We start from the raw sequence: 15,658 nt of genomic DNA on the forward strand, positions 1-15,658 counted from the left end.
GATGATCTGGAAACGTCATTTACCGCTCGAGGAGCTGAACGCGACCAGCCTGAATACGCTGGTGGCGCATCTCGGTATCGTCTATACCCGCCTCGGCGACGACACGCTGGAAGCGGAGATGCCGGTGGATGCGCGTACCCATCAGCCGTTTGGCCTGCTGCACGGCGGCGCGTCGGCGGCGCTGGCGGAAACCCTGGGGTCGATGGCCGGCTTTCTGATGACCCGCGACGGTCAGAGCGTGGTGGGGACGGAGCTTAACGCCACGCACCATCGTGCGGTCTCTCACGGCAAAGTGCGCGGCGTTTGCCAGCCGCTGCATCTGGGGCGGTCGAGCCAGAGCTGGGAGATTGTGGTATTCGACGAGCAGGGGCGGCGGTGCTGTACCTGTCGGTTGAGCACGATGGTGTTGGGCTAAGCCAGGCAGATCAAAGTGATCGGCTTAACACTGTGGTGTAAATCTCTGGTTTGACCACGCATTATTGCGTTTCAAAGTTGTTAAATTTTTCCGGTTGTTCTAGAAACAAAATGTAACATCTCACTGTTTCACAACAACGGACAACAACTATGAACAACTCAGGGAAATACCTTACATGGGCAGGGCTCTCCGTTGTGGGAGCCTTTGCCCTGGGCTATATCGCCCTCAACCGGGGGGAACAGATCAATGCGCTCTGGATCGTTGTCGCTTCCGTCTGCATTTATCTGATCGCGTACCGTTTTTATGGCCGCTATATCGCGAAGAACGTTCTGGGCGTTGACGCGACGCGTATGACGCCTGCCGTCCGCCATAACGACGGGCTGGACTACGTGCCGACCGACAAAAAAGTGCTGTTCGGTCACCATTTTGCGGCGATTGCCGGAGCGGGTCCGCTGGTGGGGCCGGTGCTGGCGGCGCAGATGGGCTACCTGCCGGGGATGATCTGGATCCTCGCGGGCGTGGTGCTGGCGGGCGCGGTGCAGGACTTTATGGTGCTGTTCGTCTCGACCCGCCGCGACGGGCGTTCGCTGGGTGAGCTGGTGAAAGAGGAGATGGGGGCAACCGCCGGGGTAATTGCGCTGGTGGCGACCTTTATGATCATGGTGATCATCCTCGCGGTGCTGGCGATGATCGTGGTGAAAGCGCTGACCCACAGCCCGTGGGGAACCTATACCGTTGCCTTCACCATTCCGCTGGCGCTGTTTATGGGGATTTATATTCGCTACCTGCGCCCGGGCCGCATTGGTGAGGTGTCGGTAATTGGCCTGGTATTCCTGGTGTTCGCCATTATCTCCGGCGGCTGGGTGGCGGAAAGCCCGACCTGGGCGCCGTTCTTCGACTTTACCGGCGTCCAGCTGACCTGGATGCTGGTGGGCTACGGCTTTGTGGCGGCGGTGCTGCCGGTATGGCTGCTGCTGGCTCCGCGTGACTATCTCTCTACGTTCCTGAAAATCGGCACCATCGTCGGGCTGGCGATTGGCATTCTGATTATGCGTCCGACCCTGACCATGCCTGCGTTAACCAAATTCATCGACGGTACCGGCCCGGTCTGGACCGGTAACCTGTTCCCGTTCCTGTTTATCACCATCGCCTGCGGCGCGGTGTCGGGCTTCCACGCGCTGATCGCATCCGGAACCACGCCGAAGATGCTGGCGAATGAAAATCAGGCCTGCCTGATCGGCTACGGCGGCATGCTGATGGAATCCTTTGTCGCCATCATGGCGCTGGTCTCGGCCTGTATCATCGACCCGGGCGTGTACTTCGCGATGAACAGCCCGATGGCGGTACTGGCACCGGCTGGCACCGTTGACGTGGTGGCGTCCGCCGCGCAGGTGGTGAGCGGCTGGGGCTTTGCGATTACCCCTGATACGTTGACGAGCATCGCCAGTGAAGTGGGCGAGCAGTCGATTATCTCCCGTGCGGGCGGGGCGCCGACGCTGGCGGTCGGCATGGCGTATATTCTTCACGGCGCGCTGGGCGGGCTGATGGACGTGTCGTTCTGGTATCACTTCGCCATCCTGTTCGAGGCGCTGTTTATCCTGACGGCGGTGGATGCAGGAACCCGTGCGGCGCGCTTTATGCTGCAGGACCTGCTGGGGGTGATCTCCCCGAACCTGAAGCGTACCGATTCGCTCCCGGCTAACCTGCTGGCGACGGCGCTGTGCGTGCTGGCGTGGGGCTACTTCCTGCACCAGGGCGTGGTCGATCCGCTCGGCGGGATTAACACCCTGTGGCCGCTGTTTGGTATCGCCAACCAGATGCTGGCGGGCATGGCGCTGATGCTCTGCGCGGTGGTGCTGTTCAAGATGAAGCGACAGCGTTACGCCTGGGTGGCACTGGTGCCAACCGCCTGGCTGCTGATCTGTACTCTGACGGCGGGCTGGCAGAAAGCCTTTAGCCCGGACAACAAGGTGGGCTTCCTGGCGATCGCCAACAAGTTCCAGGCGATGATCGACAGCGGTAAGATCCCGGCGCAGTACACCGAGTCGCAGCTGTCCCAGTTGGTGTTTAACAACCGTCTGGATGCCGGGCTGACAATCTTCTTTATGGTGGTGGTCGTGGTGCTGGCGTTGTATTCTCTCAAGACCGCGCTGGCGGCGTTGAAAAACGATCAGCCAACGGCGAAAGAGACGCCGTACGAGCCGATGCCTGAAAACCTGGAAGAGATTGTGACCCAGGCGAAAGGGGCGCACTAGCCTTTGTGCCGGGTGGCGGCTTCGCCTTACCCGGCCTACATTTCTTCTCCGCCCTCTCCCTCCGGGAGAGGGCAGGAAACAAACGAGAAACTGATTATGTTCGACACCCTTTCCAAAGCAGGTAAATACCTGGGCCAGGCCGCCAAAATGATGATTGGCGTGCCGGACTACGACAACTACGTCGAGCATATGCGCGTCAACCATCCGGACCAGACGCCCATGACCTACGAAGAATTTTTCCGCGACCGCCAGGATGCCCGCTACGGCGGCAAGGGCGGGGCGAAGTGCTGTTAACCCTCTTTCGGTAGATAGAGGCTTATCTGTTCCTGCTTGCAGCCGTAGATAGCAGCCAGCTTTTCGCGGGTGCGCTTTTGCGGACGGGAGTCCAGCGCTTCCAGCTGTGACACGGCGGACTGGGTGATGCCGAGTTTCTCAGCCACCTCCTGCTGGGACATGCCGCGCAGGATACGCCACGCGGCCTGCAGGCTGACGTTCTGCCAGGTCATGATGCTGCATACTTCTCCCGGCAATTCCACGTCATCCAGACTATCGTGTTCGACTTCAATATCCTCCAGATCGTCGTCGGTTTCGTCGTCAATTTCTGCCATCTGTAAGAGCATACGAAAATATTCGTGATAGGGAATAACGACGTACTGCGTTTTCCCGTTATCGTCCTTGATTAGCTGTACAGCCATAGTTGGCACTCTCCTCATGCAGGTAAGTCTTTGAAGTTCTGCGCTTGACGGCCAAAACATAACAATGGTCATCGGGATCGTCCCGAAGCGTATAGACGATGCGGTAATCGCCTACGCGAAGCCGGAAATGATTTTCTGTTGTCGATATTTTTTTGATATCGGGCCGGGGAGCCGAGCGGTCATCCAGCTCGGAGAGCTTTACCTCAATTCGACGCTGATACCGCTCGTCAATTCTGGAAAATGCCTTTTTTGCACCATTGGACCAGACAATCTTCATCCGTACCTCCACTGTACGCCCACACAAAGTATAAGGAAATAATAAGGCTATTAGATAAATTCCGAATTTCTAATGGGGTACTGTAGAGCGGGGAAATAACCGGAGAAAGCGGCAAAACGCAAACCGTCGAGGGCGCTCGGAAACGCCTCTGTCGGACGACAGAGGCTTGCAGTGAGATTGCGATCAGGCGTTCAAACCGCCGTCCACGTCCAGGCCGGTACCGGAGATCTGCCCGGCCGCCGGACTGGCAAGAAACGTGACCGCCGCCGCGACGTCTTCCGGCTGACCGTAATGACCCAAAGCAATAAGCTGACGCTGAGAGTCAGCCTGTTCCCCGTCTTCCGGGTTCATATCGCTGTTGGTGGGCCCGGGATGTACCAGGTTAACGGTAATGCCGCGCGGCCCTAAATCACGGGCCAGCCCGCGGGTGAGGGAATTCAGCGCCGATTTGGTCATCGAGTAAACGGCAATGCCCGGCTGCGCCACGCGGTTTGCCAGACAGCTGCCGATGTTGATAATGCGCCCGCCGTCTGACATGTGCACCAGCGCTTCCTGAATGGCGATCACCACGCCGCGAATGTTGACGTTGATAAGGGCGTCAATGTCCGCCAGCGTCATGGACTCCAGCGGACCGCCGCGCGCGATCCCGGCGTTGTTGACCAGAATGTCCAGCCCGCCAAGAGAACGCGCCGCATGGGTGACGGCATCCTGAATCGCCTGCGCGCTGGCGCTGTCGGCCTGCACGGCTTCGCTGTGGCGCCCCAGCGCCTTAATCTCATCGGCGACCGCCTGGGCTTTATCGGCAGATTTTTCATACGTAATAATCACATCCGCACCGGCGCGCGCCAGCGACAGGGCAATCGCACGACCCAATCCGCGGCTGGCACCGGTAACCAGCGCCTTTTTACCTGTTAAATCGATCTGCATGATGACCTCGTTACGAGAGTGGTAAGAATCATCATTAGGTATAGCCTGTCGGCGCGATTAACGGCTGAAGGATTCCACTTTCTCAAACGCGGCGCGCAGAACGTCAGGCGTTAACGTAACAGGTAAATAGTGAATCGACTCCACCGGGCGCAGGGTGTGGGCAATGACCTTATCCAGCTCGTCGCGGTTAGTGATGTCGACGTCCAGCTCGCGAAGCGTGGTCGGCAGGTTAAAACGCTGGTACGCCGCGACCAGCTGCGCCAGCACGTCGTCCTGGCCGAGCAGGGCGCTCTGCACCAGAATGCCGTAGGCCACCTTGGTGCCGTGCAGGTATTTCTCCGTCTGCGGCAGCACGGTTAAGCCGTTGTGTACCGCATGCGCCGCCGCCACGCGCGTATAGCGTTCGCCCAGGCCGCCGACCATCCCGCCGCCGGCGATGATTGCATCCACCACATCCCGGAACGCCTGCGTCTGTTCGCCGCGCTGCTGGTCGGCCAGCGCCTCTTCGCTGCGCGCCAGCAGCACGTCGCGGATCGCCAGCGCGCCGTTGATGCCCAGCCGCACCGTCAGTGGCAGGTTCTCAGGCTCAGGTGCCAATACCACCGCTTCGTACCACTTCGCCAGCGTATCGCCGATGCCCGCCAGCAGATACTCCGCCGGAGCGTTAAGGACGATCTGCGGCTCCACCAGCACCAGGAAGTTGGCGTCGTCGAAGATCTCAAAATGCAGCGCCTGACCGGCATCGTTATACCAGACGGAGAGCGGGGTCCACGCCGCACAGGTGGCGGCAATGGTGGGGATGCCCACAAACGGTACCCCTAAGCGGCGCGCCACGGCCTTGACGGTATCCATCACCGCGCCGCCGCCGACGCCAATCACCACGCTGGCGTCGCTGCCGGATTCATTCACCAGATGGGTGACGTCGCGCTCGCTGCAGTGGCCTTTAAACAGCAGGCGTTTCGCTCCCGGCGCGTTAAAGCTCTCGGGCAGGAAAGGGCGCGCGCCTTCGATAGCGCGCTCGCCGTAAATCCACACCGCGCGGGAGAGCTGCTGCGGGGTAAAGAAGTTATCCAGCTGCGCAAGGCTTCCGGGATGAGAGAAGTAGTTCGCCGGGCCAGGCACGACGCGGATATCGGTGTTGCTCATGATGGTGTCCTTTTTGCGGAAGCGCTAACCCGATGTTATGTCTGGACATCCGGATGGCTAATAATATTTCGCTTTAACTTATGCCTTTTCCGTCGTTGTCAGTCAACCAGAGCTGTGAAAAATTCGATAAATCAGAAGAGTAATGAAGGATTTACGCGGATGGTTTCCAGTCGCCTTGAGATGCGCGGTATCAGCCTGGCCTTTTCCGGCTTTCAGGCGCTGTCGCGCGTGAATTTCACCTTAACCGGCGGATCCGTACACGCGCTGACCGGTGCCAACGGCGCGGGAAAATCGACCCTGATGGCGGTGCTGTGCGGGACGCACGACCACTATGAGGGCGAGATCAGCATCAACAACCAGCCGGTGAGCATCCGCGAACCGCTCGATGCCAAACGGCTGGGGATCCACCTTGTGCAGCAGGAAGTGGACGTGGCGCTGATCCCGGGGTTAAGCATCGCCGAGAACATCATGCTCGACCAGCTGGCGCAGCCGGGGCATCGCTTCAGCTGGCGCGCGATCCGCCAGCAGGCGAGACAGGCGCTGGCGCAGCTCGACGTGACGCTGGACGTTCGCCGTTCCATCGACGGCTGTTCGCTGGCCGAAAAGCAGCAGATTTTGCTGGCGCGGGCGCTGTCCCATCACTGCCGTTTTTTGATTCTTGATGAACCCACCGCGCCGCTGGACGCGCATGAGAGCGAGCGCCTGTTTGAGGTAGTGAGACGCTTAAAGCAGCAGGGCATCGGCGTGGTATTTATCTCCCACCGCATTCACGAGCTGAAGGCCATCTGCGACACCCTGACGGTGCTGCGCGACGGCAAGCTGATCGAGTCCGGCCCGATGGCCGATCTTAGCGGCGAAGCGATCGTCGAGAAGATGCTCGGCCACGTGCTGAGCGATATCTATCCGCCCGCGCGGCCGCCGCACGGCGACGAAACGCTGTTACGCGTTGAGGGGCTTCACGACGACGCGCTGCTGAAAGATATCTCCCTGCACCTGCGCAAAGGCGAAATTCTCGGGATTGCCGGGCTGGCGGGGGCGGGAAAAACCGAACTCTGCAAGGCGCTGTTTGGCGCCAGCAAAAGCCGCGTGACGCGCGGTGAGCTGAATCATCAATCCTGGCAGCCGCGCGACCCGGCCGACTCCGTGCTGCGCGGTCTGGCGCTGGTGCCGGAGGAGCGGCGGAAAGAGGGTATTTTTATCGACGAGCCGGTGAGCATGAACCTCGCCGTGTGCGCCGATAACAGCTTTTCGCGCTGGAGCCTGTTTGGCCATCGTCAGGCGTGGCGCTGGGCGGAAGAGGTCATCGCCCGCGTCGGCGTGCGCGCGCGTGGGCCGGGGCAGGTGCTGCGCCGTCTCTCCGGCGGCAACCAGCAGAAGGTCGCCATCGGTAAATGGCTGCGCAATGACGCCAGCGTGCTGATATTCGACGAGCCGACCAAAGGCGTGGACGTGAAGGCCAAAACCGATCTGTTCCAGCTGATTGACGGCCTGGCGCGCGAGGGCAAAGGGGTGATTTACGCCTCGGGCGAATTTGCCGAACTGGTCGGGCTGTGCGACCGCATCTGCGTGCTGTGGGACGGGCGCATCGTGGCGGAAATCGCCGGGGCCGAGGCCCGCGAAGAGACACTACTTTATTATTCAACCGGAGGAACGGCGCCGTGAGCAAGGCCCTTTCAGTGAACGCGGCGGCGTCTGGCCGCCAGCAGATTTTCGATTTTCTCTACAGGTGGGGCATGCTGTTAACCGTCGTCGCGCTGGTGGCCGTCTTTGGCCTGGCGTCGGACAGCTTCCTCGATCCGAACAACATCATCAACATTCTGCGCTCGATTGCCATCGTGACGGTGATTGCCATTGGCGTGTCGATCTCGTTGACCATCGGCGGGTTCGATCTCTCCGTGGGATCCACCGCCTCGCTGGCGAACGCGCTGGTGATTTCGCTTTTCGTCTGGCACGGTTTTGGCACCACCGAGTCGATTCTGATCACCCTCGCGCTCTGCACGCTGGTGGGTCTGTTTAACGCCTTCCTGATCGTCATCCTGCGTATTCCGGACATGCTGGCGACGCTTGCCAGCCTGTTTGTGATCCAGGGCGTGGCGATGACCTACAGCTACGGCGGGTCGATTACCGAGAACATGGTGCTGCCGAGCGGCGACATGGCGGAAGGGACCATTCCGGCGGCGTTCAGCCTGCTGGGGCAGGTGCCGACCATCGTGATCGTCATGCTGGTGGTGACCGTGCTGGCGCAGCTGGGCCTGTCGCTCACTACGCATGGCCGACGCATGTATGCCATCGGCGGCAACCCCGAAGCGGCGCGCCTCTCCGGCATTCGCACCACGCGCTACAAGGTGGCGGCCTACGTGATTGCCTCGCTGCTGGCGGGTCTGGGAGGGATTTTGCTGGCTTCACGCATCGGCTCGTCGCAGGTGAATGCGGGCGGCGGATACCTGATGGATGCGGTGGCGGCGGCGTGGATTGGCTTCTCGCTGGCCGGATCCGGCAAGCCGAACGCGCTGGGAACCCTGGTTGGGGCGGTCATTCTCGGCGTGCTGTCGAACGGGCTGGTGATGCTCTCCGTGCCGTATTACGCCATGGACATTATAAAAGGGCTGGTGCTCGCGGTAGCGCTGGCGATTACCTACATACAAAAACGCTGACAACACAACGGGATAAAAAAATGAAAAAGATTGCACTCTCTTTGGTGGCACTTGGGTTGCTCACGGCTCTGCCAGGCTTCGCGGCCACGCCCGCGCCGCTTCCGGCAGCCATTGCGAACCATGACGGCCCGATCCGCATCGCGGTGATCCGTAACCTCGGCTCAGATGACAACACCACGCAGTTTATTGCTGGCGCAATTCAGGAAGGGAAGAAGCTCGGCTTTAAGGTCAGCACCTTTTTAAGCAACGGGGACGACGCCAAATTCCAGGACTTTGTGAACCAGGCCATCAGCCAGAAGTACGACGGGATTATTCTCTCTCAGGGGCGCGATCCGTACTCCACCGCGCTGGTGAAGAAAGCGGTGGATGCCGGTATCAAAGTCTCCGTCTTTGATACCGCCGTTAACGGCGAGATCCCTGGCGTGACCGTCACCCAGCAGGACGATGCCTCCCTGACGAACCTCTCCTTCGGCCAGCTGGCGAAAGATTTCAACGGCAAGGCCAATATCGTCAAGCTGTGGGTGGCGGGCTTCCCGCCGATGGAGCGTCGTCAGGCGGCCTATAAAGAGCTGCAAAAGCAGTATCCGGACATCAAAGAGCTGGAGTCTATCGGCGCCGTGTCCTCTGACGTGCAGGGGGATACCGCCAACAAGGTGGGGGCGATCCTGGCGAAATACCCGAAAGGCAAAATCGACGCCATCTGGGGAACCTGGGACGCCTTCAGCCAGGGCGCGTATAAGGCGCTGAAAGAGAACGGCCGCACCGAGATTAAGCTCTACAGCATCGACATCTCTAACCAGGATCTGCAGCTGATGCGCGAGCCGGGCAGCGCGTGGAAGGTGAGCGTGGCGGTGGATCCGAAGCTGATTGGCGCGACGAATGTGCGTCTGGTGGCGAACAAGATTGCCGGGGAAGCCACGCCTGCGACCTACGATTTCAAAGCGGCGGCCATTCCTCAGGCGCTGCTGACCGCCCAGCCGGGCCCGGTGAACGTGGCGTCTCTGGGGAAAATCATTCCGGGCTGGGGCCAGACGGAAGATTTTATCGCGCCGTGGTTTGCGACGCTGGAAGCGAAGAATAAATAAAACCAGGCCGGGTGGCGTCAGGTGCGGCCTGATGCCCTCATCCCGGCCCTCTCCCACAGGGAGAGGGGGAAAACCCAAAGGAGCTAACGGTGACGCAAGTACCCCTTCCAGAATACAGCCGCAATATGCGGCTGATTGGCCATAGCGATCAGGGCGGTCGCCCGGACGGCGTGCAGCTGATGGTGCATCGCGGTTTCGCCTATATCGGCCATATGGTGTCGCAGGGCTTTTCGATTGTCGACGTGCGCGACCCGAAAAACCCGAAAGCGGCGGGCTACGTGCCCGCGCCGCCCGGCACCTGGAACGTGCACCTGCAGGCGCATGACGACCTGCTGCTGGTGATTAACGCCCGGGATCTGTTTGCCGATGCCCGCTTTGCCGACGAGAAGGTCTACTACACCCGCCAGGTGGGGGAGACCGTCAGCGACGTGCAGGACAAAGGCTGGAGCGCCGGGCTGCGGGTGTTTGATATCTCCACGCCCGACAGGCCGCGCGAAATCGGCTTTCTGTCGCTGAGCGGCATCGGCATCCACCGCATCTGGTACGTCGGCGGCCGCTGGGCGTATGTGTCAGCGCTGATCGACGGCTTTACCGACTACATCTTCCTGACCATCGATCTGGCCGATCCGCGTAAGCCTGAAGTGGCGGGGCGCTGGTGGCTGCCGGGGATGAACCAGGCCGAAGGGGAGAAGCCGAACTGGCCGGAAGGGAAACGCTACGCGCTGCATCACGCGATTATCGCGGGCGATACCGCCTACGGCAGCTGGCGCGACGGCGGCCTGACGCTGCTGGACGTGAAGGACCGCACCCGGCCGAAGCTGATTAGCCACCGCAACTGGAGCCCGCCGTTTGGCGGCGGGACGCACACCGCGCTGCCGCTGCCGGACCGCGATTTGCTGGTGGTGCTGGACGAAGCGGTGCTGGATAACCAGGAGGACGGCGAAAAGCTGATCTGGCTGTTTGATATCCGCGAGCCGTCGAACCCGGTCAGCATCTCGACCTTCCCGCAGCCGGATGAAACCGACTACGTGGCGAAAGGGGCGCATTTTGGCCCGCATAACCTGCACGAGAACCGGCCGGGGAGCTTTGTCAGCTCGACGCTGATTTTTGCGACGTATCAGAACGCGGGGGTGCGTGCATATGACATTTCCAATCCGTATCGACCGGTGGAAACCGGTGCGCTGGTGCCCGCCGCGCCGGAGAGAATGATGGACACGCGGCCGAATCGCCCGCAGGTGATCCAGTCGTGCGACGTGTTTGTGGATGCGCAGGGGATAATTTACAGCACGGATTATAACGGCGGGCTGTCGGTGATTGAGTATTTGGGGTAAGTGCGGTTTGATGCCCTCACCCCGGCCCTCTCCCACAAGGAGAGGGAGAAAAACAAATGTAATCAGCTGTACTGTCGCACTCGTGCCACCAGATCTTCGGCGCTGTCGATGCGGTCGGCAATGACAATCAGCGCTTTACCGAGCGTTATCGCGTGGCGCAGGCACTCGTGGCGCATCGCCTCGTCCTGGATGGTGTCGATATCCGCGACGTGGGAAAGCCCGACGCTGCGGCGAATGAGCTCGGTGCCGCAGAAGCCGATGGCATCATGCCAGACCTTTTTCAGGAACGCGGAGGCATAGCCCGGCGCGCCGAGCGCGGCGTCGCGCGTTTTCTCGTTTGCCAGCGCCTGGAAGCGTTCCGCGAAGGTGTTCCACAGTTCCTGAATATCGGTCAGGCGCTGCTCGCGCGCGGCGGCGGCATCGCGAATGCCCAGATGCCCCGGCAGGCCGCAGAAATTCAGCAGCAGGTTGCCGATGGCGGTACCGACGTCAAAGCCAATCGGGCCAAAGTAGCCGAACTCGGCGTCGATGGCCTTCAGGCTGCCGTCGGCCACAAAAATCGAGCCGCTGTGAATATCGCCGTGCAGGAGCGCTTCGGCGTGCGAGAAGAAGCGGTGCTTCAGGGAAGCTACGGCAATTTTAAGCTGCGCGTCGTCGCGCAGGGCCGCGACGTCATTTTCCAGCTCGGCCGGGTAGCTGTTGCGTTCGTGGATCTGGTACGGATCGTTGAAGAACAGATCTTCGGTGATCTCGCACATCTCCGGGTTGATGAATTTCGCCACCTGCGCTTTTTTCGCGTGCGGGTGCAGGTAGAAATCGCTGGTGTGGAACAGCGCGTGCGCGAGGTATTCGCCCAGCTGACGGGCCGCCTGCGGGTAGTAAATGTTTTTAATCAGCTCGCCGCGCCAGATGCGATGGCTGGAGAGATCTTCCATCACCATCACCGCCAGCTCCGGGTCAAAGTGGTGGATTTTCACGGTGTGCTGCGGGCTGTGCTGGTAGTGCTCGACCAGGGTTTGTGCTTCAAGGCGGGCGCGGTCCAGCGTCAGCGGCCAGGACTCGCCGACGCAGCGGACGTAGGGCAGCGCCTGCTTAACGACGATGCGGCTCACGCCCGCGCCGTCGAAAATTTTGAATACCAGATTGAGGTTGCCGTCGCCTACTTCCTGCGCCTCTACCAGCGATGAAGGATCGTCAAGTCCGCCAAACTGCCTGGCATACTCCACGGCGTCCTGAGCGGTAAAGGTACGGTATTGCGACATGGCCTGCTCCTCACGAGTTTTCTAATTAAGACATGTAGACGTCTATACATCTGGATTTCATCCTGACACAATGTGCTACAACAACGCAACAGGGAATTAACGACATGCAGACATTACAGACGACCAGCCTGCGGGTGGCGGATAATCAGCTCTTTATTCTCGATCAGCAGGCGCTTCCGCAGGAGAAACGCTGGCTGGATGCCTCGACGGTAGAGGCGCTGGTCGGGCATATCCACGCCCTGCGCGTGCGCGGCGCGCCGCTGATTGGTCTCTCTGCAAGCCTGCTGCTGGCGCTGCTGGCGGAAAACGGCAAAAGCCGCGACGAGCTGGCGGCGGCGCTGGAAACCCTGCGCGCCTCCCGCCCGACGGCGGTGAACCTCATGAACAATCTTGACCGCATGAAGCTCGCCCTGTGGCAGGAAGATTTTGTACCGGCGCTGGTGGCCGAAGCGCTGCGCCTGATTGACGAAGACAAACGTCTTTGCGACGCGATTGCCAAAGCCGGCAGCGCGCTGGTGAAGCCCGGCAGCCGTCTGCTGACCCACTGCAACACCGGCGGGCTGGCAACGGCGGGCGTTGGCACCGCATTGGGCGTGATTGCCCGCGCGCATCAGGAGGGTAACGTCAGCAACGTCTGGGTGGATGAAACCCGTCCGCTGCTGCAGGGCGGCAGATTGACCGCGTGGGAGCTTGGCGAGCTGGGCGTGCCGTATCAGCTGATTACCGATTCCATGGCCGCCAGCCTGATGGCAAAAGGGCTGGTGGACGCCGTGTGGGTGGGCGCAGACCGCATTGCCGCCAACGGGGACGTGGCGAACAAGATCGGCACCTATTCCCTGGCGGTGCTGGCGAAGTTCCACGGCATTCCGTTCTACGTGGCCGCCCCGCAAACGACCCTCGATCCGGACTGCCCGAACGGGGACGCGATCCCCATTGAGCAGCGCGCCGCCAGCGAGGTGACGGGCGTGGCCGGAAGCTTTGGCGCGGTGCAGTGGGCGCCGGAAAACGCGCAGGTCTATAACCCGGCGTTTGACGTCACACCTGCCTCGCTGATTAGCGGCTGGGTGCTGGATACGGGCGTAGTCACGCCGGAAGCGGTGGCAAACGGGAAATTCGCCTGAGTCCGGCTATCCTTTAAGGGGTTCCCTTGAGAGGACAATATCGTGACGCTCGATCCTGAAACAGACTTAAAACTGGAGCGCGTGGTGGATGCACCGCGCGACCTGCTGTGGCTGTGCTGGACCACGCCGGAGCACATCAAAAACTTCTTCATTCCTGCTCCCCATAAGGTGACCGAATGCGATCTCGATCTCCGCGTGGGCGGGCGGTTCAACACCGTGTTTGAGGTGGACGGGCAGCGGATGGATAACCGGGGCGTCTTCCTGGAAATCGATCCCGGTCAAAAGCTGGTCTTTACCGACGGCTATACCGAAGGCTGGAAACCGGCCGAGAAGCCGTTTATGACGGCGATCCTGCTGCTGGAGGATGTGGGCGAGGGCAAGACCCGCTACACGGCGATTGCGCGTCATCCGACGAAGGAAATCCGCGAACAGCATGAACAGATGGGCTTCCACGAAGGGTGGGGGATTGTGCTGGATCAGCTGGTGGGGTATGTGAAAGGACTGGAGCGTTGAAGCTCGAGCGGCCTGATGCCCTCACCCCGACCCTCTCCCACAGGGAGAGGGAGCAAACACTAAAAACGGCAGCTCTAGCTGCCGTTTTGCTTTTACCTATGCGAGGCGTGGATACGCATCCGCGATGGCATCGCCCGTAAACTGCGCCACCCAGCCTTCCGGGTTATCGAAAATACGAATGGCGGTAAAGTTAGGCTCTGAGCCCATATCAAACCAGTGCGGCGTGCCCGCGGGTACGGAAATCAGGTCGTTTTTCTCGCACAGCACCTGATACACCTCATCGCCAATGTGCAGGCAGAACAGCCCCGCGCCTTCTACGAAGAAGCGCACTTCGTCTTCGCCGTGGGTGTGTTCGTTCAGGAACTTCGCGCGCAGCGCCTCTTTCTGCGGGTTGTCGGCGCGCAGGCTGATCACGTCCCAGCTTTGGTAGCCTTTTTCCGCCACCAGCTTGTCGATCGCATGCTGATACGCCTCGATCACGGCTTCAGGTGCGGGATCGTGTCCTAAATCGCGATCCGCCGCCCAGCGTTCAAACCGCACGCCTTTGGCGTTGAGCTGTTGGGCGATCTCGGCGGCGTCGGTGCTGTACCACTGGTGTTGACTGGCGTCTTTATCGGAATAAATGGTCAATGCGCTCATGAAGGGATCTGCTCCGGATTAATCTCGTCAAACTGGTGGACCTGATGGTGATGGCTTGCGCCGTCATCATCACCGCGAATCAGCTGCAGGGTGCGAAAACCTGCCTGTTCAGCCGCGTCCAGCTCCTGATGAATATCGGACAGGAACAGGATCTGCGACGGGGCGATGCCCGTTTGTGCCGCAATGTTCTGATAGGACTGCACCTCGCGCTTGGCGCCGATGTGGGTATCAAAATAGCCGCTGAACAGATGAGTAATATCACCTTCGTCGCTGTAGCCAAATAACAGTTTCTGCGCGGCGACGGAGCCAGAGGAATAAACATAGAGATCAATCCCTTGCGCTTTCCACTTTTCCAGCGCAGGCAGTACGTCCGGGTAGAGGTGGCCGGTAAAGTCGCCGTTCACGTAGCAGTCATGCCAGATGATCCCCTGCAGGGCTTTGAGCGCCGTGGATTTGCGGTCTTCATCCATAAAGGCAAACAGGGCGTCGATAAGCTCGCTGACGCTGGCGTGCGGGTTACCGATTTCATCACGCAGGTTGTCCAGAATGGATTTGACCGGCTCGGCGTACTGCTGCGCGGTCACGAAGGCCGCCAGCCGCTCACGCGCGTAGGGGAACAAAACGTCATGGACAAAACGGATATCGCTGGTGGTCCCTTCAATATCCGTCACAATCGCGCGAATCATACTCTCTCCAGTTGTCGTAAACGCATTTCGCATTCAAATAAGAATTCTAGTCCTTCCAGATGACGGCGGGCCTCGGCCACGTCGCGTCCCCAGCAGGTTAAGCCATGACCGCGCAGAAGAAAACCATAATTAAGCGGGCGTTCCTGTGCGTAATGGGCGATTCGGGAGGCGAGGGCGTCAATATCCTGGTCGTTATCGAAGACCGGGATAGCCACCGTATCCAGATGCGTGGTCTGCCCGGTGAGGGATTTTTGCATCTCAAAGCCGCTGATGTTGAGCTCGGCTTCTTTGACCAGACGCGACAGCACCGTGGCGTTGACGGTATGAACGTGCAGGACAGCGTTGGCTTCCGGGAACAGGCGATAAATCAGCGTATGAAGACCGGTTTCCGCCGACGGCCTGCGGCCAGACGGCGCGCGGTTGGTGGCGATTTCAACCTGCAGAAAATCCGCCGTTGTCAGGCTGCCTTTGTCTTTGCCGGATTCGCTGAGCCAGCAGAGGCGCTCGTCCTGACGCACCGACATGTTGCCCCCGGTGGCGGGTGCCCAGCCTTTGGCGCCAATCCAGCGGCAGGCGTCGACAAGATGTGTGAGTTGCAGGTTGTCTGTCATTTCCTTTTACCCTCGCGGCCAGGAATATTCATATGGTTTAG

Annotated in this window: 17 protein-coding genes; 9 read left to right on the plus strand and 8 right to left on the minus strand. The window is 60.3% G+C overall.

Features of this window, described 5'->3' with window-relative positions:
• The first annotated feature begins 1 nt into the window (after window position 1).
• The 3 genes from entH (at window position 2) to ACWKXN_RS00310 (ending at window position 2,964) form a co-directional block, all read left to right on the plus strand.
• Window positions 2-415: a proofreading thioesterase EntH gene (entH, locus tag ACWKXN_RS00300; RefSeq protein ID WP_023310710.1), complete on the plus strand. Its 414-nt coding sequence runs from the start codon at window positions 2-4 to the stop codon at window positions 413-415.
• Between the two features lie 149 nt (window positions 416-564).
• Window positions 565-2,670 carry a pyruvate/proton symporter CstA gene (cstA, locus tag ACWKXN_RS00305; RefSeq protein ID WP_048975902.1) on the plus strand — a complete coding sequence of 702 codons (2,106 nt, stop codon included), beginning with the start codon at window positions 565-567 and terminating at the stop codon, window positions 2,668-2,670.
• Window positions 2,671-2,766: 96 nt separating this feature from the next.
• Complete coding sequence (locus ACWKXN_RS00310) at window positions 2,767-2,964, plus strand: YbdD/YjiX family protein (protein ID WP_006809671.1); 198 nt, start codon at window positions 2,767-2,769, stop codon at window positions 2,962-2,964.
• Here ACWKXN_RS00310 and ACWKXN_RS00315 read toward each other — a convergent pair.
• The 4 genes from ACWKXN_RS00315 to ACWKXN_RS00330 form a co-directional block, all read right to left on the minus strand.
• The gene (locus ACWKXN_RS00315) at window positions 2,961-3,365 is read right to left on the minus strand and encodes a helix-turn-helix domain-containing protein (RefSeq protein WP_029740113.1); all 405 of its coding nucleotides are present in this window, start codon (window positions 3,363-3,365) and stop codon (window positions 2,961-2,963) included. The genes ACWKXN_RS00310 and ACWKXN_RS00315 overlap by 4 nt on opposite strands.
• Window positions 3,337-3,642 (minus strand): type II toxin-antitoxin system RelE family toxin, encoded by a 306-nt coding sequence (locus tag ACWKXN_RS00320; protein WP_182072401.1) that lies wholly within the window; start codon window positions 3,640-3,642, stop codon window positions 3,337-3,339. Before ACWKXN_RS00320 ends, ACWKXN_RS00315 begins: the two co-directional genes overlap by 29 nt.
• A gap of 183 nt (window positions 3,643-3,825) precedes the next feature.
• Window positions 3,826-4,569 (minus strand): SDR family NAD(P)-dependent oxidoreductase, encoded by a 744-nt coding sequence (locus ACWKXN_RS00325; protein ID WP_032661029.1) that lies wholly within the window; start codon window positions 4,567-4,569, stop codon window positions 3,826-3,828.
• A 57-nt stretch (window positions 4,570-4,626) separates the two neighbouring features.
• Window positions 4,627-5,715 (minus strand): oxidoreductase, encoded by a 1,089-nt coding sequence (locus tag ACWKXN_RS00330; RefSeq protein ID WP_454543168.1) that lies wholly within the window; start codon window positions 5,713-5,715, stop codon window positions 4,627-4,629.
• A 159-nt stretch (window positions 5,716-5,874) separates the two neighbouring features.
• On the opposite strand from ACWKXN_RS00330, the gene ACWKXN_RS00335 reads away from it, so the two are divergent.
• From ACWKXN_RS00335 to ACWKXN_RS00350, 4 genes are all read left to right on the plus strand, one after another.
• The gene (locus tag ACWKXN_RS00335) at window positions 5,875-7,377 is read left to right on the plus strand and encodes a sugar ABC transporter ATP-binding protein (protein ID WP_454543169.1); all 1,503 of its coding nucleotides are present in this window, start codon (window positions 5,875-5,877) and stop codon (window positions 7,375-7,377) included.
• Window positions 7,374-8,369: an ABC transporter permease gene (locus ACWKXN_RS00340; RefSeq protein WP_023334863.1), complete on the plus strand. Its 996-nt coding sequence runs from the start codon at window positions 7,374-7,376 to the stop codon at window positions 8,367-8,369. Before ACWKXN_RS00335 ends, ACWKXN_RS00340 begins: the two co-directional genes overlap by 4 nt.
• Before the next feature lie 20 nt (window positions 8,370-8,389).
• A complete protein-coding gene (locus tag ACWKXN_RS00345; protein ID WP_023310718.1) occupies window positions 8,390-9,454 on the plus strand; it encodes a sugar ABC transporter substrate-binding protein in 1,065 nt (354 codons plus the stop codon).
• An 89-nt stretch (window positions 9,455-9,543) separates the two neighbouring features.
• Window positions 9,544-10,785: an LVIVD repeat-containing protein gene (locus tag ACWKXN_RS00350; RefSeq protein WP_033144907.1), complete on the plus strand. Its 1,242-nt coding sequence runs from the start codon at window positions 9,544-9,546 to the stop codon at window positions 10,783-10,785.
• Window positions 10,786-10,847: 62 nt separating this feature from the next.
• Here the strand turns inward: ACWKXN_RS00350 and mtnK are convergent, their stop codons facing one another.
• Window positions 10,848-12,047: an S-methyl-5-thioribose kinase gene (mtnK, locus tag ACWKXN_RS00355; protein WP_033144908.1), complete on the minus strand. Its 1,200-nt coding sequence runs from the start codon at window positions 12,045-12,047 to the stop codon at window positions 10,848-10,850.
• A gap of 104 nt (window positions 12,048-12,151) precedes the next feature.
• On the opposite strand from mtnK, the gene mtnA reads away from it, so the two are divergent.
• Window positions 12,152-13,168, plus strand: a complete 1,017-nt coding sequence (gene mtnA, locus ACWKXN_RS00360) for an S-methyl-5-thioribose-1-phosphate isomerase (RefSeq protein WP_048975890.1) — start codon at window positions 12,152-12,154, stop codon at window positions 13,166-13,168.
• 42 nt (window positions 13,169-13,210) lie between these two features.
• A complete protein-coding gene (locus tag ACWKXN_RS00365; protein ID WP_033144910.1) occupies window positions 13,211-13,681 on the plus strand; it encodes an SRPBCC family protein in 471 nt (156 codons plus the stop codon).
• Window positions 13,682-13,777: 96 nt separating this feature from the next.
• Here ACWKXN_RS00365 and ACWKXN_RS00370 read toward each other — a convergent pair whose 3' ends face one another.
• Genes ACWKXN_RS00370 through ACWKXN_RS00380 form a run of 3 tightly spaced genes read right to left on the minus strand, consistent with a single transcriptional unit; the run spans window position 13,778 to window position 15,617 of the window.
• On the minus strand, window positions 13,778-14,320 hold the full coding sequence (locus ACWKXN_RS00370) for a 1,2-dihydroxy-3-keto-5-methylthiopentene dioxygenase (RefSeq protein ID WP_248233878.1): 543 nt from the start codon (window positions 14,318-14,320) through the stop codon (window positions 13,778-13,780).
• Window positions 14,317-15,006 carry an acireductone synthase gene (gene mtnC / locus ACWKXN_RS00375; RefSeq protein ID WP_454543170.1) on the minus strand — a complete coding sequence of 230 codons (690 nt, stop codon included), beginning with the start codon at window positions 15,004-15,006 and terminating at the stop codon, window positions 14,317-14,319. The genes ACWKXN_RS00370 and mtnC overlap by 4 nt, the downstream gene beginning before the upstream one ends.
• Window positions 15,003-15,617 carry a methylthioribulose 1-phosphate dehydratase gene (locus tag ACWKXN_RS00380; RefSeq protein WP_033144913.1) on the minus strand — a complete coding sequence of 205 codons (615 nt, stop codon included), beginning with the start codon at window positions 15,615-15,617 and terminating at the stop codon, window positions 15,003-15,005. The genes mtnC and ACWKXN_RS00380 overlap by 4 nt, the downstream gene beginning before the upstream one ends.
• Window positions 15,618-15,658 lie beyond the last annotated feature (41 nt).

It is taken from the genome of Enterobacter sp. UPMP2060 (assembly GCF_053709655.1).